The 19,142-nt window shown below is 66.6% G+C and carries 20 protein-coding genes; 10 read left to right on the top strand and 10 right to left on the bottom strand.

Annotation, left to right across the window (positions count from 1 at the left end):
* The first annotated feature begins 109 nt into the window (after positions 1–109).
* The 4 genes from V7Q42_RS16900 (at position 110) to nadC (ending at position 3,876) form a co-directional block, all read left to right on the top strand.
* Positions 110–1,075: a PDR/VanB family oxidoreductase gene (locus V7Q42_RS16900; RefSeq protein WP_333825280.1), complete on the top strand. Its 966-nt coding sequence runs from the start codon at positions 110–112 to the stop codon at positions 1,073–1,075.
* Complete coding sequence (locus V7Q42_RS16905; protein WP_333825281.1) at positions 1,072–2,280, top strand: Gfo/Idh/MocA family protein; 1,209 nt, start codon at positions 1,072–1,074, stop codon at positions 2,278–2,280. The genes V7Q42_RS16900 and V7Q42_RS16905 overlap by 4 nt, the downstream gene beginning before the upstream one ends.
* Complete coding sequence (locus tag V7Q42_RS16910; protein WP_333825282.1) at positions 2,277–2,906, top strand: MarR family winged helix-turn-helix transcriptional regulator; 630 nt, start codon at positions 2,277–2,279, stop codon at positions 2,904–2,906. The genes V7Q42_RS16905 and V7Q42_RS16910 overlap by 4 nt, the downstream gene beginning before the upstream one ends.
* 118 nt (positions 2,907–3,024) lie before the next feature.
* Positions 3,025–3,876: a carboxylating nicotinate-nucleotide diphosphorylase gene (nadC, locus tag V7Q42_RS16915; protein ID WP_442958222.1), complete on the top strand. Its 852-nt coding sequence runs from the start codon at positions 3,025–3,027 to the stop codon at positions 3,874–3,876.
* Positions 3,877–4,127: 251 nt separating this feature from the next.
* Here nadC and V7Q42_RS16920 read toward each other — a convergent pair whose 3' ends face one another.
* The 3 genes from V7Q42_RS16920 to V7Q42_RS16930 form a co-directional block, all read right to left on the bottom strand.
* A complete protein-coding gene (locus tag V7Q42_RS16920) occupies positions 4,128–4,574 on the bottom strand; it encodes a cyclophilin-like fold protein (RefSeq protein ID WP_333825283.1) in 447 nt (148 codons plus the stop codon).
* 84 nt (positions 4,575–4,658) lie between these two features.
* Positions 4,659–5,057, bottom strand: coding sequence for a (R)-mandelonitrile lyase (locus V7Q42_RS16925; protein WP_333825284.1), 399 nt, complete (start codon positions 5,055–5,057; stop codon positions 4,659–4,661).
* 195 nt (positions 5,058–5,252) lie between these two features.
* Positions 5,253–5,996, bottom strand: a complete 744-nt coding sequence (locus V7Q42_RS16930; protein WP_333825285.1) for an SDR family oxidoreductase — start codon at positions 5,994–5,996, stop codon at positions 5,253–5,255.
* Between the two features lie 331 nt (positions 5,997–6,327).
* Between V7Q42_RS16930 and V7Q42_RS16935 the strand changes: the two genes are divergently transcribed.
* Positions 6,328–7,353: an AraC family transcriptional regulator gene (locus V7Q42_RS16935; protein WP_333825286.1), complete on the top strand. Its 1,026-nt coding sequence runs from the start codon at positions 6,328–6,330 to the stop codon at positions 7,351–7,353.
* A 41-nt stretch (positions 7,354–7,394) separates the two neighbouring features.
* Here V7Q42_RS16935 and soxR read toward each other — a convergent pair whose 3' ends face one another.
* On the bottom strand, positions 7,395–7,877 hold the full coding sequence (gene soxR / locus V7Q42_RS16940) for a redox-sensitive transcriptional activator SoxR (protein WP_333825287.1): 483 nt from the start codon (positions 7,875–7,877) through the stop codon (positions 7,395–7,397).
* 151 nt (positions 7,878–8,028) lie between these two features.
* Here soxR and V7Q42_RS16945 point away from each other — a divergent pair, with 151 nt between their 5' ends.
* On the top strand, positions 8,029–8,757 hold the full coding sequence (locus V7Q42_RS16945) for an SDR family NAD(P)-dependent oxidoreductase (RefSeq protein WP_333825288.1): 729 nt from the start codon (positions 8,029–8,031) through the stop codon (positions 8,755–8,757).
* A 149-nt stretch (positions 8,758–8,906) separates the two neighbouring features.
* On the opposite strand, the gene V7Q42_RS16950 is transcribed toward V7Q42_RS16945, so the two are convergent.
* The 6 genes from V7Q42_RS16950 to V7Q42_RS16975 all read right to left on the bottom strand — a co-directional run bounded on the left by V7Q42_RS16950 (position 8,907) and on the right by V7Q42_RS16975 (position 15,765).
* Positions 8,907–9,848 (bottom strand): LysR family transcriptional regulator, encoded by a 942-nt coding sequence (locus V7Q42_RS16950; protein ID WP_333825289.1) that lies wholly within the window; start codon positions 9,846–9,848, stop codon positions 8,907–8,909.
* 221 nt (positions 9,849–10,069) lie between these two features.
* On the bottom strand, positions 10,070–10,657 hold the full coding sequence (locus tag V7Q42_RS16955) for a 2-hydroxychromene-2-carboxylate isomerase (protein WP_333825290.1): 588 nt from the start codon (positions 10,655–10,657) through the stop codon (positions 10,070–10,072).
* Positions 10,658–10,687: 30 nt separating this feature from the next.
* A complete protein-coding gene (locus tag V7Q42_RS16960; protein WP_333825291.1) occupies positions 10,688–11,695 on the bottom strand; it encodes a dihydrodipicolinate synthase family protein in 1,008 nt (335 codons plus the stop codon).
* 120 nt (positions 11,696–11,815) lie between these two features.
* On the bottom strand, positions 11,816–13,120 hold the full coding sequence (locus V7Q42_RS16965; RefSeq protein WP_333825292.1) for an MFS transporter: 1,305 nt from the start codon (positions 13,118–13,120) through the stop codon (positions 11,816–11,818).
* 86 nt (positions 13,121–13,206) lie between these two features.
* Positions 13,207–14,658 carry an aldehyde dehydrogenase gene (locus tag V7Q42_RS16970; protein ID WP_333825293.1) on the bottom strand — a complete coding sequence of 484 codons (1,452 nt, stop codon included), beginning with the start codon at positions 14,656–14,658 and terminating at the stop codon, positions 13,207–13,209.
* Positions 14,659–14,829: 171 nt separating this feature from the next.
* Positions 14,830–15,765, bottom strand: a complete 936-nt coding sequence (locus V7Q42_RS16975; RefSeq protein ID WP_333825294.1) for a LysR family transcriptional regulator — start codon at positions 15,763–15,765, stop codon at positions 14,830–14,832.
* Between the two features lie 115 nt (positions 15,766–15,880).
* Between V7Q42_RS16975 and V7Q42_RS16980 the strand changes: the two genes are divergently transcribed.
* The 4 genes from V7Q42_RS16980 (at position 15,881) to V7Q42_RS16995 (ending at position 19,018) form a co-directional block, all read left to right on the top strand.
* The gene (locus V7Q42_RS16980; RefSeq protein ID WP_333825295.1) at positions 15,881–16,867 is read left to right on the top strand and encodes a 2Fe-2S iron-sulfur cluster-binding protein; all 987 of its coding nucleotides are present in this window, start codon (positions 15,881–15,883) and stop codon (positions 16,865–16,867) included.
* 70 nt (positions 16,868–16,937) lie between these two features.
* Positions 16,938–18,200 (top strand): aromatic ring-hydroxylating dioxygenase subunit alpha, encoded by a 1,263-nt coding sequence (locus tag V7Q42_RS16985; RefSeq protein ID WP_333825296.1) that lies wholly within the window; start codon positions 16,938–16,940, stop codon positions 18,198–18,200.
* Position 18,201: 1 nt separating this feature from the next.
* Complete coding sequence (locus V7Q42_RS16990; RefSeq protein ID WP_333825297.1) at positions 18,202–18,687, top strand: aromatic-ring-hydroxylating dioxygenase subunit beta; 486 nt, start codon at positions 18,202–18,204, stop codon at positions 18,685–18,687.
* 13 nt (positions 18,688–18,700) lie between these two features.
* Positions 18,701–19,018 (top strand): non-heme iron oxygenase ferredoxin subunit, encoded by a 318-nt coding sequence (locus V7Q42_RS16995; RefSeq protein WP_333825298.1) that lies wholly within the window; start codon positions 18,701–18,703, stop codon positions 19,016–19,018.
* Positions 19,019–19,142: the final 124 nt, after the last annotated feature.

Here is a 19,142-nt window from a genome sequence, read left to right on the forward strand (position 1 = left end):
ACTGAATTATATTCGCTCCATCGAATGAACGGCATAGATCGACTTTCCTGTTGCATTCTCGGAAAAGCGTCTTAGATATCTAATATAACTTGCACCCGAGGCCTTGCACATGAACGCCGCCCCCGACTCCGACTTCACCCCGCTGCGCCTCGTCTCGCGTCGTCGCCTCGCCGACGACATCCACGAGTTCGTGCTCGCTCGCGACGACGGCGGTGACCTGCCGCCCTTCACGGCCGGCTCGCATCTGCGGCTGCGCGTCCCGAACGGGGAGGTCCGCTGCTATTCGCTGTGCAACGCGCCGTCGGAGCGGGACCGCTACGTGGTGGCGGTCAAGCGCGATCCCGGCGGTCGCGGCGGCTCGATGAGCCTCGTCGACGACGCGAAGGCCGGCGACGAGATCGCCGTCTCCGAACCGCACAACGCCTTTCCTTTCGAAGCGCGGCCCGGCGGCGTGCTGTTCATCGCCGGCGGCATCGGCGTCACGCCGCTCCTGTCGATGGCGCGCCATCTCATCGAGACCGACGGTGGCCCCTTCCGCTTCGTCTATCTGACGCGTTCGCCGGAAACGACAGCCTATCGCGAGGAGCTTTCGGGCGACGGCTTCCGCGGCCGGGTGACCATCCATCACGACGGCGGCGACCCGGCGCGCGCCTTCGATCTCTGGCCGTTGCTCGAGCGCCCCAAGGGTCAGGTCTATTGCTGCGGCCCGCGCTTCCTGATGGACGCGGTGCGCGACATGACCGGTCACTGGTCGACCTCCGCCGTCCACTTCGAGGACTTCGGCGGCGTCTCCGCCGCGCCGCGCCCCGACGACGTCGCCTTCGACGTCCGCCTCGCCCGCAGCGGTCGCGTCGTCCCGGTCGCCGCCGACGTCACCATCCTCGATGCGCTGCGTGCCGCCGGAATCAAAGTCTCGAGCTCCTGCGAAAGCGGCACCTGCGGCTCGTGCCGCGTCGGCGTCCTCTCCGGCGAGGTCGATCATCGCGACTTGGCGCTGAGCGACGAGGAGAAGTCGTCGGCGATCATGATCTGCGTCTCGCGCTCGCGCGGCGGCGAACTGGTGCTCGACCTATGACGAAGGGAGCCGCCAGCGTGCCTCGCCGGCCGCTCCGCCTCGGGGTGATCGGCCTCGGCCGCGCCTTCGTATTGATGCTGCCGACGTTGCGCGCCCATCCGCTGGTGCGTCTGGTCGCCGCCATGGACCCCCGTCCCGAGGCGCGTGACCACTTCGTCGCCGAGTTCGGCGGTCGCGCCCACGAGACGGTGGAGGCGCTCTGCGCCGATCCCGAGGTCGAGGCGATCTACGTCGCGTCGCCGCACGGTTTCCACCGTGAGCAGGTGATCGCGGCGCTCGAGGCGGGCCGGCATGTGCTGGTGGAGAAGCCGATGGCGCTCGATCTCGCATCCTGCGAGACGATGACCGCCGCGGCGCGAAAGGCCGGCGTCCATCTCGTGGTCGGACACAGCCACAGCTTCGACGCTCCCGTGCTCCAGGCTCGCCGCGCCATCGAAGCAGGGGAACATGGTCGCCTGCGGATGATCACCGCCATGAACTTCACCGACTTCCTCTACCGGCCGCGCCGTCCGGAGGAACTCGACACCGCGCTCGGCGGCGGCGTGGTGTGGAGCCAGGCGGCGCACCAGGTGGACATCGTTCGCCTGCTCGGCGGCGGGCTGGTGAAGAGCGTCCGCGCCACCGCCGCGGTCTGGGATCCGTCGCGACGCAGCGAGAGCGCCTACAACGCCCTCCTCACCTTCGCCGACGGCGCTTCGGCGACGATGACCTACAGCGGCGCCGGTCACTTCGACACCGACGAACTCTGTGGCTGGATCGGCGAACTCGGCCAGCGCCGCGATGCGGCCGACTACGGCGGCGCCCGGGCGCGGCTGGCCGGCCGAAGCGAGGCCGACGAGATCGCCCTCAAGGCGGCACGGACCTATGGCGCCGGCGCCGGTGGCCGCGAGATCCCGCCTGTGGCCCACAACCACTTCGGCTTCGTCGTCGCATCCTGCGACCATGCCGATCTGCGTCCGACGGCCGAAGGGGTGCTCGTCTACGCCGACCACGAACGGCGCTTCGAAGCCCTCCCGGCGCCCGAAGTGCCGCGAGCCGAGGTGATCGACGAACTCTGGGCGGCGGTGATCGAGGGCGTGCCCCCGATCCACGACGGCGCCTGGGGCATGGCGACGCTTGAAGTCTGCGGAGCGATCCTCCAGTCTGCCGCCGAAGATCGCGAGGTCGTCCTCCACCACCAGGTCGTTCCAGGGGATCGGCGATGACCGAGAAAACCTCCGACACCCGGGGAAAATCGTCCGCCGGCAAGGGGCCGGCGAAAACCAAGCCGGCGAACGAGGCGGCGACCGCCGAGGCGACGCTCAAGCACTGGCTCGAGGACGTCCCCAATGATCGCCTCGCCCATCTGATCAAGGACGCGACCCGCGGTCTGACCCGCAGCCTGCAACGACGGCTGGCCGAGCATTCGGTCTCCTTCGGTCACTGGACCTTCCTGCGCATCCTGTGGAACCGCGACGGCCTGACCCAGCGCGAGCTGGCCGAGCGCGCCGGACTGATGGAGCCGACCGCCTTCACCGCGCTCGTCGCGATGGAGAAGCTCGGTTACGTCGACCGCATCCACGCCCCCGAGGGCAGTGGCCGCAAGGTCTTCGTGCACCTGACCGACGCCGGGCGGGCCCTGAAGGACGTGCTGGTGCCGATGGCGGTCGAGGTCAACGAACTCGCCGTCGCCGGGGTCAGCGAAGACGACATCGCCACCACCCGACGCACCCTGCTCGCCATGGTGCGAAATCTCTCCGTCGACGAGATCGAAGCCGCCAAGCAGGATCGCCGCATCCTGTCGACGCGGGAGTTCGCCCGCCTCATCGATCGTGCCGAAGCCGACCGCTGATCGAAGGCGACCGCACGAGCTTTCCGCCGTCACTGCGCGTCGCCCGGTCGCCATCGCTCCGCGATCGACCCGCTCCGTACCATCATCGTTCGAACCGCTCGCACCCGAGGATCGCACCGTGATCGATCACCACGTACCGCCCCACCTTCTCGCCGCCGAACTGGCTCGCACCATCGAGGCGGCGCTCGCCGAGGACGTCGGCTCGGGCGACATCACCTCCGAGACGGTCATTCCGGCCGACCTCCGCTTCACCGGTGCGATGGTCGCCCGTCAGGACCTGGTGGTCGCGGGGCTCGCCTTCGTCGAGGACATCGTCCACCGCCTCGCGCCGACGGCCCGCGTGGTGACCGAGGCCGCCGACGGTGATCACGTCACGGCCGGCCGGGTCCTCTGCACCATCGACGGCCCGGCGCGCGGCCTGCTCACCGCCGAGCGCACCGCCCTCAACCTGTTGCAGCATCTCTCCGGTATCGCCACGGCGACCCGCACCTACGCCGATCTGATCGCCGGCACCGGCTGCGTCCTGCTCGACACCCGCAAGACCATCCCCGGGTTGCGCCACCTCGCCAAGTACGCTTCGCGGCTCGGCGGCGCGGTGAACCATCGCATCGGCCTCTATGACGCGGTGCTGATCAAGGACAACCACGTCGCGATCTGCGGCGGGGTCGGCGAGGCGGTGCGCCGCTGCCGCGCCGCCGGTCTGCCGGCGATCGAGGTCGAATGTGATCGGCTGGAGCAGGTCGCCGAGGCGGTCGAAGCGGGCCCCGACGCCATCCTCCTCGACAACATGTCCGTTCCGATCATGCGTGAGGCCGTCCGTCTGGTCGCCGGCCGCTGCGAACTCGAAGCGTCCGGCGGCGTGACGCGCGAGACGATCCGCGCCATCGCCGAGACCGGGGTCGACTACGTCTCGGTCGGCCGCATCACCCAATCGGCCCCGGCCGTCGACATCGGTCTCGACTGGCGCTGACGCGAGCAGCGCGACGCAGCCCCGGATTCGGCGGGTCCCCCTTCGAGCGCGTCTCCCTGCGCTCGCCTCGGGCGGCCGAAGCGACGACCGCTTCGGCCGCCCTTTTTCTCGCGGGATCGCGCCCTCGACGAGGAAGGTCGAGGCGCCGGGTGACCGCGAGGCGTTCGACGTCACTTCACCGGGCACGTCCTCGATGAGTTTCGTCCCCACGCGAGCCTATGCGTCGGAGAGGGGCGGCGGGGCGCACCCCGTCAGTCCGTCGCGCGTTCGATGATGACGGGAACCGGACCGGGTCGGCCGATGATCTCCAGACCGGAGGTGATCCGACCGAGCTCGACCAGCCCCGCCGAATGGCTGAAATCCTTGACGAAGATCGCCAGATTGCCCCAGGGCGCATAATAGGTGACGGCTCCCGCTTTCGGCGCGAAGCCGGGCGGGCTGCCCGCCGTGGTGAGCTTGCCCGGCAGATCGGCGATCTTTTCGGTCGCGGCATAGTCGGTGAGGACGAGCCGGAGCGGCAGCAGAGCGACGAAGGCCCGAGCGGTGGCATTGTCGTCGAGCTCGGCGACGGCGAACCGATCCCCGGTGACGATCCTGATCTTCATGTCGGGTGCCTTCTGTTGGGCATGGGCCACGGCGAGGGCGGTGATCGTCGCGACGGCGATGATCGCCGATCGGAAAGTGAGGCGGGTCGCCATCGATCGTTCCTCCGTGTTCGTACCGCGAGGAGAGCGAAGGACCCGCGGCGGGGCTCGCTCCGCCGGCCGCGTCGCCGCTCCGGGTCACTTCGGGTCGTACCGAGCGTCCGAGACGTGTTCGTTCCAGGTCACGGCCGACCCGTCGACCACTTCCTGGATGGCGATGTGGGTCATGGCGACGTCCGGTGCTGCGCCGTGCCAGTGCTTCTCACCGGCCGAGATCCACACCACGTCGCCGGGGCGGATCTCCTCGATCGGTCCGCCCTCGCGCTGCACGCGGCCGAAGCCCGCCGTGACGATCAGCGTCTGGCCCGCCGGATGCATGTGCCATGCGGTTCGAGCACCCGGCTCGAAGGTGACGGACGCCCCGGTCGCACGGCCGGGATCTTCCGCCGCGAACAGCGGATCGATCCGCACCGTTCCGGTGAACCAGTCCGCGGGGCCTTTCGCGGACGGTGCCGACCCTACGCGAGAGATCTTCATGTCGGTTCCTTTCGTCATCGCCGCCGATGGTCGGGCGACCGAGGTCCGACGCGATCGGTCGGACGTGTTTCTCGGGAATGGGCGAACCGGAATGTCCACGGTCTCACCATCCCGGAGTTCGTCGATCGCGACGGAGCCGGCGCGCGGGGAGAGAGGAGGCCCGCGCGCGACCGATCCGGCGCCGAGGTCCGGCCCTCACCAGGGTTGCTTGGCGGGGCCGACGGTGAACTCGTTGACGGTCGTGTCCTCCGGCATGTCGAGCGCGAAGGCGACGACGTCGGCGACCCGCGCCGGCGAGATGCCGAAGGCCGCATAGAGACCGGCCATGCCCTGTGCCGCGCCCTCGTCGGTGATGGTGTTCAACAGCTCGGTGTTGATGGCGGCCGGATAGAGCGTCGCGGTGCGGATGTTCGTGCCCTCCATGGCCGATTCCATGCGCAGGCATTCCATGAAGTCGCGGACGAACCACTTGGTGCCGCCGTAGACGGCGGTGCCGGGATAGGCCTTGATGCCGGCGACCGACGAGACCGCCAGAATATGACCGGACTTCTGCGCGGTGAAGATCGGCATGACGGCGGCGACCCCGTTGAGGACGCCGTTGATGTTGACGTCGACCATCTGCTTCCACTCCGCCGTCTTGAGAGCGGAGATGGGCGACACCGGCATGATGCCGGCGTTGAGCAGAATGGCGTCGACCCGGCCGAACGTGTCCTGGGCGAGCTTGACGATCGCGTCGTTGGCTTCCGGCTTGGTGACGTCGAGAACGGCGTGGGCCGCTTCGCCGCCGGCGGCTCGGATGGCGTCGGCGATCGCCTTCAGCTTGTCTTCGCGGCGGGCGCCGAGAACGACCTTCGCACCCTTGGCGGCGAGTAGGGTCGCCGTCGCCTCACCGATACCGGAGGAAGCTCCGGTGATGATCACGACCTTGTCTTCGAGCATGTCGGGCCTCTGTCTGTCTGCGGATCGACCGGAGCGTCCACGTCGGGCGTCCCGGGATCCGTCGCGTTTGATCGACCTCTGCACCATTCCATGGCTCGGTCGGGAGGCGATAGAATGATCCGATCGATTTCTTGCCCGATCCTCCATGGTCCGTGATTTTCGGCGACAGGCGCGCCGCAGCGGAGTACCCCTGCAATCGGGGAATAATCCGAGCTGTTTCGGCTCGGCCGCTCCTGCCGACCGCCGCCCGCCGGACGTTCCGACCGCATCCCGACGCGTACGGGGATTGCGAGATCGGGGACCGCGCCGCATGCACCCGAGGAGGGGGCCGATGACCGACCAGACCGAGATCGAGCCGAGGAGGGCGGCGCTTCGCGCAAGGCAAGCCGAGCTTTCGAAGCTCATCGCCGATCGGACGGTCGGAACCGAAGACCGTCGGACGGCGGTACCGAACCTCATGCTGTTTCGACGCGAGGCGGTCACCGGGCCCTGCCGGTGCCGTTTGGAGCCCAGTATCGTTCTCGTCACCCAGGGTGCGAAACAGTTGCTGATCGGCGAGAGCGCTCTGGTCTACGACAACGAGCGATTTCTTCTCGCGTCGCTCGACCTTCCGGGCAGTTCGCAGGTGCTCGAGGCGAGCCCGGAGGTCCCCTGCCTCGGCTTGGCGCTCAAACTCGACCTCCGCGTCATCGCCGAACTGATCGCGCAGATGCGCCTGCCGCGGAAGGGGAGGGCCGATGGGGCGAGCGCCGCGATCGGCACACTCACCTCGGACCTGTTGGAGCCGATCGGTCGTCTGCTGGCGCTGCTGCGCGAACCCGAGGCGATCGCGTTTCTCGCCCCCGCGATCGAGCGGGAGATCCACTATCGGCTGTTGCAGAGCGATTTGGCGCCGCGACTGTTGCAGATCGTCTCGGTGGGTAGCCCGAGCCAACGGATCGCGCGGGCGATCGACTGGCTGAAGGCCAATTACGGCCGTCGACTGCGTGTCGACGAACTCGCCGACCATGTGCAGATGAGCCCGTCGAGCCTCCATCAGCACTTTCGTCAGCTGACCGCGATGAGCCCGCTGCAATATCAGAAATGGCTGCGGCTCAACGAAGCGCGCAGGCTGATGTTGAACGAGAGCTGCGATGCCGCGAGCGCGGCCTATCGCGTCGGATACGACAGTCCTTCACAATTCAGTCGCGAATACGGCCGGCTTTTCGGCCTTCCACCCAAACGCGACGTCGACAACATGCGAAAGAACGCGCTCGGGGAGGGCCCGCGACCCGCCGACGGGCCCGCGGGATGGGACGACGCCGCGGGATCGGCGGCACTGCGAACCACCGGGGCCGGCTCGATCCATCTCGGCTGAGCGTTCGATCCGACCGGGTAGCGGCGATCGGGCGATCTGGCTCACGAAGGTCTGCGCCGTCCGGCCTCGAGCAGCACCGGGCCCGTCCCCTCGTTCGCCAGCCGGTCCGCGGGATTGCGCAGCGGGCAGACGTCCTTCGACAGACAACCGCAACCGATGCAGCCGTCGAGTTTGTCGCGCAATTCGCTCAGCCCATCGATGCGCGCCTGGATCGCCGCCTTCCAACCCGCGACCATGTCGCGCACCGCGCGCGCATCCGGAGCCGAACCGGGCGGAAACGGGGTCAGCAGCGCCGCGATCTCGGCGAGAGAAAAGCCGAGGTCCTGCGCCACGCGGATGATCGCGACGCGGCGAAGCACGTCACGCGGATATCGGCGTTGGTTTCCGGCACTCCTCGAGGAGGCGATCAATCCCTTCTCCTCGTAGAAGTGCAGCGTCGAAACGGCCACACCGGCCCGCCGCGCCACTTGCCCGACGCTCAGAAACTTCGGCGGGACTCGGGGCGCATTCGTCGTCGCGGGCATGGTCGATTCCCCATTGACCTCAACCTTACTCGAGGTTTTATAAGTACCGTCGGCTTGTTCGAGCAAGCCCCCCGGGTCCGATCGGCGGTCGGGGTGGAGGCGGCGCGACGGGCCCGATCCCGGCGCCGCGCGAGATGGAGCGGACGCGAGAATGACGGGAACCGAACAGAAGATCGCGCTGGTCAGCGGCGCCAATCGCGGCATCGGCGCCGCGGTCGCGGCAGGGCTCGCGCAAGCGGGCGTTCACGTGTTGTTGGGCAGCCGCGACCCGGCCGCGGGCGAAGCGGTCGCCGCGCCCCTGCGCGACGCGGGTGGATCGGTGACCGCGATGCAGCTCGACGTGACCGATCCGGCGAGCGTCGCCGCCCTGGCTGAAAAGCTGGAGCGCGACCTCGGCCGCATCGATATCCTGGTGAACAATGCCGGGGTCGGGCTCGACTACGTGCCCGGTCTGAGCGCGGTCGACAAGATCGAGCAGACGCTGGCGATCAACGTGGTCGGTGGCCTGCGCCTGACCGAAGCGATGTTGCCGCTGTTGGAGCAGAGCGCCGCACCGCGGATCGTCAACGTCTCCTCGGAGCTGGCCTCCTTCGGGTTGCGCCACGACCCGACTTGGGAACATGCCGACAAGGTGACACCGACCTATTCCGCCTCGAAGGCGGCGGTGAACGCTCTCACCGTGAGTTATGCCGCGGCGCTCGCCGACAAGGGCTTCAAGGTCAACGCGATCTGCCCCGGCTACACGGCGACGGCCGCGACCAATTACCTGCCGTCGCGGACCACCGAAGAAGCCGCCGTCGTGATTCTTCGGATGGCGCTGTTGGACGACGACGGTCCCAACGGTGGCTTCTTCAACGATCAGGGAACGTTGCCCTGGTGACGCCCTTGCGAGGGGGCGGCCGGTCCTACGACTGGTCGCCTCTCGCACTGCGCCTCGCGCGGCGAAAGACGGCCGTCTCGGCCGCGTCGCCGGCGTTGCGTACCCGAAGCATGCGATTTCGACGCGTTTCGACTTCTGGGGTCGGGCTTTCAAGGATCGCCGAAGCCGCGGACGATCGATCGCAACCATCGAAGGCTCGGAGAAAACTCCCGGTTCTTCGCCCAGATCATCGCCGACTCGAGCGGCGGTATTTCGAAGGGCGGTCGAAAGACGTCGATATGGAACGCCTTGGAATAGTGTTCGGCCAGTGTCTGCGGGATGAGGGCGATCAGATCGCTTCCCACGACGATCTGCGGCAACAAGGTGAAATAGGGGACTAGGATGGAATTCTTCTGGACGGCCCCGATGTTCACCAGGGCATCCTGCTCGATCGTGTTGCGTCCGTCGGTACGGCAATAGATCGCGTGCGGACGTGCGAAGTACTCCTCGAAATCGAGATCGCGTCCGGCGGACGGGTGCGCGGCGCATTGGATCGCCGACCACCGCTCTCGCTTGAACACCTCCAACTCGAAGTCGCCGTCGTCCTCGGAAATGCCGCAGGCCTGAAGGTTCGAACGCCGGTTCGGACAGATGATGAGATCGAGCGTGCCCTGGATCAGTGACTTCGCCGAGGACCCGGGTGTCGGCAGCAGCGTCAGCGAGACGTTCGGTGCGCTGGCCTGCAGCAGACGGCCGACCTGCGAGGCGATCAGCGCCGAGAGGTAATCCGCGGTTGCGATCTGAAAATTCGTGCGGGCCGTCGCGGGGTCGAAATCCTCTGCTCGCAGGAGGCGACTGGCGAGTTCGACCAGATGCTCGACTTCGGGGATCATGTCGCGAGCCCGCTCCGTCAGCTGCATCTCGCGGCCGCGCTGCACCAGAATCGGATCGCCGAGAATCTCCCTCAACTGCCGGAGCGCTCCGCTCACGGTCGATTGGGTGAGATTGAGGATCGACGCGGCATGCGTGACGTTCCGGCAGCGGAGAAGTTCGGCCAGAACCGGCAGGAGATTGAGGTTGACGGTGCGAAGGGATCGGATCGGATCGGTCATGTGCGTCGACGACCTCGCGGCATTCTTCGTCCCGAGCTCCGGAGGCCTGGAGTACCGCCTTCGGAACCGCTCACGAAGGCTGGGCCGCCACGATATGCGAGGACTCCGAGCCGCGCCACGTCGCTACGATGGAAGCGACGCCGCGCGGAGGTCTGCTCGGGTTGGCGGACCTTCCACCTCGGTGTGAGGAATTCGGCCGCCCGCCCCGGAATTGCCGCGGCTCAGGTCGCGGCCAGATATTCCCGAAGGAAGTCGATCCGATCGTTCCCCCACCACATCTGATCGTCGACGATCATCGTCGGTACGCCGAAGACACCGCGGGCCGCCGCCGCTTCGGTTTCGCGTTCATAGCGCTCGGTCGCCTCGGCACTGTCCGTGTAATCGAGAAAATCGGCCCGCGACCAACCCATCTGCGCCGCGATGGCGCCGAACAGGGACTCGTCGCCCATGTCGCGCCCTTCACCCCACACCATCCGCCAGGCGGTCGACACGAAATCCGCGCCGGCATCGCGATCGACGGCGAAGAAGAAGCCACGGTTGAGGCGGGCCGAGGCGAGCGAGGGCGGAAAGACGAGCGGCACGCCGTAGCGTTTCGCCCATCGCTGCAGATCCGCCTTCAGGTAGCGGATCTTGGGCGGGATATCGACGTTGCGTGGCCCGGTGTTGCCGGCGAGCCGTTTGAGCGTGGGAAGATCGACGACCCGGAGCCGGAGCTCCAGATCGTGGGATCTCGCCAGGGCCGGGATCTCATGATGCGCCAGATAGGCGAAGGGGCTCATGAAATCGAAGTAGAAGTCGAGAGTCTTCATGACGTCGTCCGTTCGTCTTCGGTTGCACTCTCACGCGGCGTTCGCGCCGCCCCCGGTCCCGCTCATCTCGCGATGGAGCGCCGCCCAGCGACGGCCCGATTCGCGCGCGCCTTCGAGATGGGGCTCCGGAACCAGATGATAGGGGCGCCGGCAGGGTCCCGCGACCATCCAACCGGCCGCGTCCATCCGCGCTTTTTCCAGGCCGATGTTGTAGGTCGAGAAGTCCTTGAACGATCCGTTGGGGAACAAGGTGCGGTAGGTCGAGGCGATCCGATCGGTGATCGACTTGGCGCCCGACCAGTCGCCCGAGACCCGGGCGCGTGCCACCTCGTCGCGCAGCGCCATCGCCGGCACCGGACCGCAGACGGCGCCACTGGTCCAGAACGCCGTGCAGAACTCCGGATCGAGACGGGCCGCGGCATAGTAGTCGACGTCGAGGGGGAGGAAGCGGATGCGCCGGCGGCTGAGTTCGAGATCGGCGTGAAGGGCGCCGACGCCGAGGTACTTCGCCGTCACCACCTGCGGAATCTCGGCGACCTGCGCCCAGAAGGGGCGTGGGAAGTCGAATTTGAAAGCCTCGTTGTTGGCGTAGACGCAGATCGCCGTCTGCGGCGCGGCCTCCGCCACGTCGCGATAGAATTGTACGACGGTGGCGAGATCCGGCGCACACCACATCGGCGGTCCCAACATGACGCCGTCGAGGCCGACGGCGGCCGCTTCGCGGGTCTGTCGGATCGTCTCGCGGGTGTTGAGGCTGGTCGTGCCGCCGAAGATCGGAACGCGGCCGCGACCGGCCTCCGCCGCCGTCGCCATGAAGGCCCGCTTCTCCTCCCAGGTGAGGGTGGCGCATTCGCCGAGCGTGCCGAGGGTGAGGATGCCGTTCACGCCGGCTTCGATCAGAGCGTCGACGGTTCGTGCCGTCTCGTCGAGATCGACGGTGTCGGTCGCGTCGACGTCGGATCCGTTCGGTTTCGCCGGCGTGGGCATGATCGCCCAACACCCCTGGATTTCGTCGACGGTGAGGAGAGGTCTGGCCATGGATCGAGTCTCGTTGAAGAAGAGGTCCTGTGCCCCCGCGTTTCGACGCTGTCGTCGACGTCGGGAAACGCGGGGGCGGGGTGCGTGGCCGGGACGGGGCTCACGCGGGACGTCGCGTGGTCAGGACCGAGGGGTGGCGGCAGCCCGCGTCGCCCGGACGGCGGCGGAGCGATGGACTTGCGTGGCGATCAACGCGGCGAGGACCTGGGTGGCGGCGATCGCATAGAGCGCGGTCGAGAAGTCGGGTGTCACGTTGCGGACCAGGCCGACGAGATAGGGACCGACGAAGCCACCGAGGATGCCGATGCTGTTGATCAGCGCGAGGCCGCCGGTCGCACCGCTTCCCGACAGGAACCCGGTCGGCAGCGGCCAGAACACACCCGTGGCGCTCCACAGGCCGACGGCGGCGACGGCGATCGCCACGAAGCTCGCCATCGGGTTCGTGAACCATGCGCTGGCGGCGAGGCCGACGGCGCCGACCACATAGGCGAGGACGAGATGCCACTGGCGCTCGCCGGTGCGGTCCGAATGCCGGCCGTAGAGCATCATCGCCGCCGAGGCGAAGATGAAGGGAACGGCGCTGACGAAACTCACCTGGACGGCGCTCAGACCCGACAACTGCTTCACCACCTGAGGCAGCCAGATCATCACCGAGAAGAATCCGATGCCGAGCAGGAAATAGAGGAACCCGAACACCCAGACGATCGGCGCGCGCAGCGCGGCGGCGAAGGTCGTGTAGGACTTGTCGGCCTGTGCCGCATCACCCTCGGCGAGGGCGGCGACGAGTTGATCGCGCTCGTTCGCGGGCAACCAGGTCGCATCCGCCGGACCTTCGGGGAGCGCCTTCAGTGCATAGAGTCCGAGCAGGATCGGCGGCACGCCCTCGAGGATCAGGATCCATTTCCAGCCGGAGAGACCGGCGACGCCGTCCATCTGCATGATCGCCCCGGAGAGCGGTCCGGCGACGATCACCGAGACGGCGGTCGCCATGTAGAGGGTCGAGACCACCTTGGCGCGCTCGCTCTGGGGATACCAGTTGGTCAGATACAGCAGCATCCCGGGGACGAAGCCGGATTCGGCGAGGCCCAACAGGAAGCGCATGCCGTAGAACGTCGCCTCGTTCGAGATGAGGGCGTTGCCGACCGCCACCACGCCCCAGGCGATCGCCAGAAGCGACAGCCAGACGCGACTGCCGACCTTCTTCATCACGAAGTTGCTGGGGATACCGAAGAGCACATAGCCGAGGAACAACAGTCCGGCACCGAGCCCGAACACGGCCGGGCTGAAGCCCAGTTCCTTGTTCATCTGCAGGGCCGCATAACCGATGTTGACCCGATCGATGTAGCTGAACAGGTAGAGGAGGAAGAGAAGGGGCACCAGGTGTCTGGATACGCGCCGAAGCGCGGCGGTGGCGGCGTCGTTCATGGGGATTTCCTCGGAGTTGTGAAGGTGTCGGGCGCGAATGCCCATCCGTCGTCCGCGGTCTCTAGGCCGCGGCCGGCGCGGAGGCGTCACAGCGGATAGGGCTGGCCCGCGGGCTCGATCGTGATCCACTTCAACTCGGTGAATTCGTCGATCACGGCGCGGCCGTCGAAGCGACCGTAACCGCTGTCCTTGGTGCCGCCGTAGGGCGCCTGCGCTTCGTTCTGCACCGTCGACCCGTTGACGTGGCAACTGCCCGTCGAGATCTTCAGCGCCACATCGAGGGCTCGGGTCACATCTCGACCGAAGACCCCGGCCGACAAGCCGTAGGCGGTGTCGTTGGCGATGCGGATCGCGTCCTCGGTGTCGGCGGCGCGGACCACGGTGGTGCAGGGACCGAAGGTCTCCTCGTCGTAGATGCGCATCGCCGGCGTGACCCGATCGACGATCGTCGGCGTCATCATCGCACCGTCCGCTTTGCCGCCGGTCGCGACGACGGCGCCCTTCGCCAGGGCATCGTCGATCAGGGCGTTGATGCGCGATCCGGACTCCCGCGACACCATGGGGCCGATGAAGCACGGCGCCCCGCGCGCCGGGTCGCCGCAGGGGAGTTCGGTGGCGAAACGAGAGAGCCGGGCGACGAACTCGTCGCCGACCTTGTCGTCGACGACGATGCGGCCGGTCGTCATGCAGATCTGCCCCTGATAGAGGAAGGCACCGAAGGCGGCGGCGCGAACCGCTCCGTCGAGATCGGCGTCGTCGAGAACCACCAGTGGCGACTTGCCGCCGAGTTCGAGAAGGCAGCGCTTCAAACGCCGGGCCGCCTTCTCCGCGATGATCCGGCCGACCCGGGTCGATCCGGTGAAGTTGATGCGCCGCACCGCCGGGTGGTCGATCAACGCATCGACGACCGCTTCGGCATCGGCGGGCGCATTGGTGACCATGTTGAGCACGCCCGCCGGCAGACCCGCCTCGCGCAGGGCCTCGGCGACCAGCATGTGGGTCTTCGGGCTGGTCTCGGAGGCGCGGAACACGACGGTGTTGCCGCAGACCAGCGGATAGGCGATGGCGCGCGCGGCCAGAACCACCGGACCGTTCCAGGGCACGATCGAGAGGATCACACCGACCGGCTGGCGCACCGTCATCGACAGCGTTCCCGGCTTGTCGGTGGGGATGGTTTCGCCCTGGATCTGGGTCGCCAGACCCGCGGCTTCACGGAAGAGATTGGCCGCGAGCATGACGTTGAAACCCGACCAGAGCTCCTGTGCGCCGATCTCACGCGCCATGACCTCGATGAATTCCGAAGTCTTGGCTTCGAGCCGGTCGGCGGCGGCGAGGAGAATCCGTCGCCGTTCGGTCGGGCCGGTCGTCGACCAACTCACGAACGCCCGTGCGGCGGCATCGGCGGCGGCGACCGCATCGGCGGCGGTGGCGGCGGCGGCACGAGTGACGAGACTGCCGTCCACCGGGTTGCGCCGCTCGAAGACTTCACCGTTGCTCGCGTCACGTGAAGTATTGTCGATGAACAGACCAACATCCATCGATGAGTCCTCCCTTTTCACATCGTCTGTTGTTTCGGGAGGCTTTAGCAGGAAAAGCGGAGGGCGAATGAATCGAGAATGCAGATCTCAGGCATCGATACGGCCGATGTCAGCCGCGACGAAGTCGGGGCACGACCGTGCATTCGGACCGTGTCGACGAGGGACCCGCGGTCATTGTGCCAGCGGATCGGCGACATCGGAGAGCCGGGTCGGCACGACACGGCAGATCATGTCACGCAACCATTGATTGCCGGCGTCGCGATGAAACTTCGAATGCCAGTAGAGACCGATGGAAATCTCGGGCAACGCCACGGGGTGGACCTGGAAGGCCAGATCGAACGGTTCGGAAATTCGTCGGGCGAGAACCTCGGGTACCGTGGCGATCAGGTCCGTGCTGCACAGGATGTGCCCGACCGAAACGAAATGTGGGACGCGCAGGCGAATCTTGCGCATCACACCGAGGCGATCGAACATTTCATCGACGATGCCGTGGCCGGTTCCGGCGGCGACGATGCCGATGTGGTCCGCCGCGCCGAAATCGGCCGGAGTGATCTCTCGGCCGTCGAAGGCGTGCCCCTTTCGGTAGAGGCAGACGTAACGCTGCATGAGCAGGCGGCGCTGGAAGAATCCGGCCTGGAGATGAGGCAACAGGCCGATCGCGAGATGGACGTTGCCGGCCTCCATTTCTCTCGCGAGGTCGATCGACTGATTTCGTACGGTTCCGATCGATACGCCGGGAGCGGCGATCGCCAGACGTTCCACCAGTTCGGGTAGGAAATGGATTTCGCCGATGTCCGTCATGGCGATGGTGAAGGTCTGGCGGCTCTTGGCCGGATCGAAGACGGCGGACTGATTGAGGGCGCCGTGGATGGCCCCGAGCGCATAGGCGACGGGTTCGGCCAGAGCTTCGGCGAACGGGGTCGGCCGCATCCCGGTGGCCGTGCGCACGAAGAGGTCGTCTCCCAGAGTTCGGCGCAGACGAGCGAGGGCGTTGCTGACGGCCGGTTGCGTCAGGGCGAGCCGATCGGCGACGACGTGTACGCGGCCGCTCTTGAGGAGTTCGTTGAAGACGAGGAGCAGATTGAGGTCGATGTCCCGCAGATCCATCGGTCACCATCATTCACATTGGTGATTTATATCCTTCCAAACATAAACTACCAAAAGCTTCATGGCGATGCGATCGTCCGTTCGAGAAAGCCGATACGGCTCGAAGGGAAACGCCTTGGAACTGAACGTCCGGCCGCTCGGTCGCACGCTCTCGGTCGAGCCGGGAGCCAATCTGCTCGAAGCGCTCCGGGGCGCGGACATTCCGATTTCCTACAGCTGCATGGCCGGCCGCTGCGGTGTCTGCCGATGCAAGGTGGTCCAGGGGCATGTCCTGGCCGGCAATGGCGAGTTGCGCCAACCCTTGATCGGCGAGGGGGAACAGGTGCTGGCCTGCCAGAGCACGCTCACCGGGCCGGTCTCCATCGAGATTCCGGAACCCGACGAAATCGTCGTCCATCCCGCCAAGACCCTGAAGGCGACCGTCGCGGCGATCACCGACGAGACCCACGACATCCGCCGCGTGCTCCTGAAGTGCGCCAAACCGCTCGACTTCTCGCCCGGTCAATATGCGACGTTGCAGTTCGGCCCGGACCTCGTGCGCCCCTATTCGATGGCCGGCCTGCCGGGTGACGAATTCCTCGAGTTCCATGTCCGCCTCGTCCCCGGTGGCCGTGTCAGCCCCTACGTCTTCGACACGTTGAAGGTCGGAGACACCGTGAAGGTCTCCGGTCCGCTCGGCGCGTCCTATCTCCGGCGGAAACACAGCGGGCCGATCCTCCTGGTGGCGGGCGGAACCGGGCTGGCACCGGTTCTGTCGATCCTTCGCGGTGCCCTCGCCGAGGGGATGACGAACCCGGTCCATCTCTATTTCGGCGTGCGTACCGAGCGCGATCTCTACAGCGTCGAGCGGCTGCGGGCTATCGCCGAGGCACATCCTTGGATTTCCGTCCATCTCGTCGTCTCGCACGGTCCCGTTCCCCCGGGCCTGCGCGGGGGGCTCGTGACCGATGCGATCGCCGAGGACTGGTCGAGCCTCGAAGGCTTCCGCACGTGGCTCTGCGGAGCTCCGGCGATGGTGGAGGCCGCCACGATCTCGGTGAAGCGGCTCGGCATTCCGCTCGAACACGTCTACGCCGACGCCTTCTATTCGACGGGCTACTGAGCCCGGTACGAACCTGACCGACCGATCTCGCGATCCGGTCGGCAAGATCCGAAACTACAGGGAGGAAGACATGGAAAACACGAGTGAAGTGTTTCCCTCGGATCCGACGTGGTCCGAAGAGGGATCCAGTCGCGTTCCGTTCTGGGCCTATACGCGCGAAGATCTCTACAAGCGGGAACTCGAACGGCTCTTCTACAAGGGGCACTGGTGCTACGTCGGTCTCGAGGTGGAAGTTCCAGAACCGGGCGACTTCAAGCGCACGGTGGTGGGCGAGCGCTCGGTCATCATGACCCGCTCGACCGATGGCGAGATCCACGTGGTGGAGAATGTCTGCAAGCATCGCGGTATGCGCTTCTGCCGTGAAAAGCACGGCAAGGCCAAGGAGTTGCTCTGCCCCTATCATCAGTGGAGCTACGCCCTGAACGGCGATCTCCAGGGCGTTCCCTTCCGTCGCGGCGTCAAGCGCGAGGGTAAGGTCAACGGCGGCATGCCGGCCGACTTCAACCCCGCCGATCACGGGCTGACCAAGTTGAAGGTGGCGCGGCGCAACGGCGTCGTCTTCGCCTCCTTCGATCACGACGTCGAGCCCTTCGAAGAGTTTCTCGGCCCGACGATCCTCTCCTATTTCGATCGCGTCTTCGACGGCCGCAAGCTCGTGCTGCTCGGCTATCGCCGCCAGCGCATTCCGGGCAACTGGAAGCTGATGCAGGAGAACATCAAGGATCCCTACCACCCGGGGCTCCTGCACACCTGGTTCTCGACCTTCGGTCTGTGGCGCGCCGACAATCAGTCCGAACTGAAGATGGATGCCCACAAGCGCCATGCGGCGATGATCTCGACACGCGGCCAGGGCGGCAAGGTCGAGGAGGTCGTCACCGGCCTCGACAGCTTCAAGGAGACCATGACGGTCAACGACAAGCGTCTCCTCGACATCGTCCACGAGGACTGGTGGGGCAAGCCGACCGCCGTGATGACCACGATCTTCCCGAGCGTGATCATCCAGCAGCAGGTCAACTCGGTCTCGACCCGCCACATCCAGCCCAACGGACACGGCAGTTTCGACTTCGTCTGGACCCATTTCGGCTTCGCCGACGACACGCCGGAGATGCATCAGCGTCGCCTGATCCAGGCCAATCTGTTCGGCCCGGCCGGCTTCGTCTCGGCCGACGACGGTGAAGTGATCGAGTGGTCACAGGAGGGCTTCGAGCAGAATCCGTCTCAGAAGACGCTGGTCGAGATGGGCGGTCGCGATACCGAGGACTCGCCGCACATGGTCACCGAGACGCTGATCCGCGGCATGTACGCCTATTGGCGCCGGGTGATGGGAGAGTGAGATGATGGATTTCGGTTCCTACCACGACCTGCTCGATCTCTACGCCTCCTACGCGGCCACCGTGGACTCGGCGGATTGGGAAAACTGGCCCGAATTCTTCCTGGACGACGGGACCTATCGTCTTCAGCCGCGTGAGAACCACGACCGAGGCTTGCCGCTCTGCCTGCTCGCGCTGGAGAGCAAGGCGATGATCCGTGATCGGGTCTACGGCGTGAAGGAGACGATGTACCACGACCCCTACTACCAGCGACACATCGTCGGGACGCCGCGCGTGCTGTCGGTGCGGCTCGAAGGGCGTCGGGAGATCTTCGAGGCGGAGGCCAACTATCTCGTCGTGCGCACCAAGCGCGACGGCGTGACCGAGGTCTTCAACGCCGGCTACTACCGCGACGTGATCGTGCGCACCGGCGAAGGCTTGAAGTTCAAGTCACGGCTCTGTGTCTACGACACCGAGATGATCCCCAACTCGCTGATCTATCCCATCTGAGGCACGCGCCGGCATGAGTTCGGAAAATTGGGTCGACGTGGCGTCGGTGGACGCCGTGCCCGAGGGCGACACGATCGGCGTGTCGCTGAACGGCCAGGGTATCGCTCTCTACAAGGTGGACGGCGAGGTCTTCGCGACGGCGGGTCTGTGCACGCACGGTGCCGCCCATATGTGCGACGGCTTCCTCGAAGGCCACGAGATCGAGTGCCCGCTCCATCAGGGTCGGTTCGACATCCGGACCGGCAAGGCCCTCAACGAGCCGCTGACCGAGGACATCAGGACCTTCGCGGTCCGCCTCGACGCCGGCCGCGTGATGGTTCTGGCCGATTGACGACGGAGGGGGGCGGTGACCGCCCCTCTCCATCCATTCGAAATCAACGGAAAACAGGCGGGACGCGCTTCGGACGGGGAGCGCGAACGGGAGAACCGTCTCCGAGCCGCCGCATCCGAGGGAG

Origin of the sequence: Pinisolibacter sp., assembly GCF_036782435.1 — a bacterium.
Taxonomy (GTDB): Bacteria; Pseudomonadota; Alphaproteobacteria; order Rhizobiales; family Ancalomicrobiaceae; genus CALBKH01.

Excerpts from the sequence above, each read along its gene's own strand:
- soxR (WP_333825287.1), bottom strand. The coding sequence starts at position 7,877 with ATGCCCGCGACGACGAATGCGCCCCGAGTCCCGCCGAAGTTTCTGAGC.
- V7Q42_RS16955 (WP_333825290.1), bottom strand. The coding sequence starts at position 10,657 with ATGAAGACTCTCGACTTCTACTTCGATTTCATGAGCCCCTTCGCCTAT.
- V7Q42_RS16945 (WP_333825288.1), top strand. The coding sequence starts at position 8,029 with ATGACGGGAACCGAACAGAAGATCGCGCTGGTCAGCGGCGCCAATCGC.
- V7Q42_RS16920 (WP_333825283.1), bottom strand. The coding sequence starts at position 4,574 with ATGGCGACCCGCCTCACTTTCCGATCGGCGATCATCGCCGTCGCGACG.
- V7Q42_RS16900 (WP_333825280.1), top strand. The coding sequence starts at position 110 with ATGAACGCCGCCCCCGACTCCGACTTCACCCCGCTGCGCCTCGTCTCG.
- V7Q42_RS16960 (WP_333825291.1), bottom strand. The coding sequence starts at position 11,695 with ATGGCCAGACCTCTCCTCACCGTCGACGAAATCCAGGGGTGTTGGGCG.
- V7Q42_RS16990 (WP_333825297.1), top strand. The coding sequence starts at position 18,202 with ATGATGGATTTCGGTTCCTACCACGACCTGCTCGATCTCTACGCCTCC.
- V7Q42_RS16995 (WP_333825298.1), top strand. The coding sequence starts at position 18,701 with ATGAGTTCGGAAAATTGGGTCGACGTGGCGTCGGTGGACGCCGTGCCC.
- V7Q42_RS16925 (WP_333825284.1), bottom strand. The coding sequence starts at position 5,057 with ATGAAGATCTCTCGCGTAGGGTCGGCACCGTCCGCGAAAGGCCCCGCG.
- V7Q42_RS16930 (WP_333825285.1), bottom strand. The coding sequence starts at position 5,996 with ATGCTCGAAGACAAGGTCGTGATCATCACCGGAGCTTCCTCCGGTATC.
- V7Q42_RS16985 (WP_333825296.1), top strand. The coding sequence starts at position 16,938 with ATGGAAAACACGAGTGAAGTGTTTCCCTCGGATCCGACGTGGTCCGAA.
- V7Q42_RS16975 (WP_333825294.1), bottom strand. The coding sequence starts at position 15,765 with ATGGATCTGCGGGACATCGACCTCAATCTGCTCCTCGTCTTCAACGAA.
- V7Q42_RS16965 (WP_333825292.1), bottom strand. The coding sequence starts at position 13,120 with ATGAACGACGCCGCCACCGCCGCGCTTCGGCGCGTATCCAGACACCTG.
- V7Q42_RS16935 (WP_333825286.1), top strand. The coding sequence starts at position 6,328 with ATGACCGACCAGACCGAGATCGAGCCGAGGAGGGCGGCGCTTCGCGCA.
- V7Q42_RS16905 (WP_333825281.1), top strand. The coding sequence starts at position 1,072 with ATGACGAAGGGAGCCGCCAGCGTGCCTCGCCGGCCGCTCCGCCTCGGG.
- V7Q42_RS16910 (WP_333825282.1), top strand. The coding sequence starts at position 2,277 with ATGACCGAGAAAACCTCCGACACCCGGGGAAAATCGTCCGCCGGCAAG.
- V7Q42_RS16970 (WP_333825293.1), bottom strand. The coding sequence starts at position 14,658 with ATGGATGTTGGTCTGTTCATCGACAATACTTCACGTGACGCGAGCAAC.
- V7Q42_RS16950 (WP_333825289.1), bottom strand. The coding sequence starts at position 9,848 with ATGACCGATCCGATCCGATCCCTTCGCACCGTCAACCTCAATCTCCTG.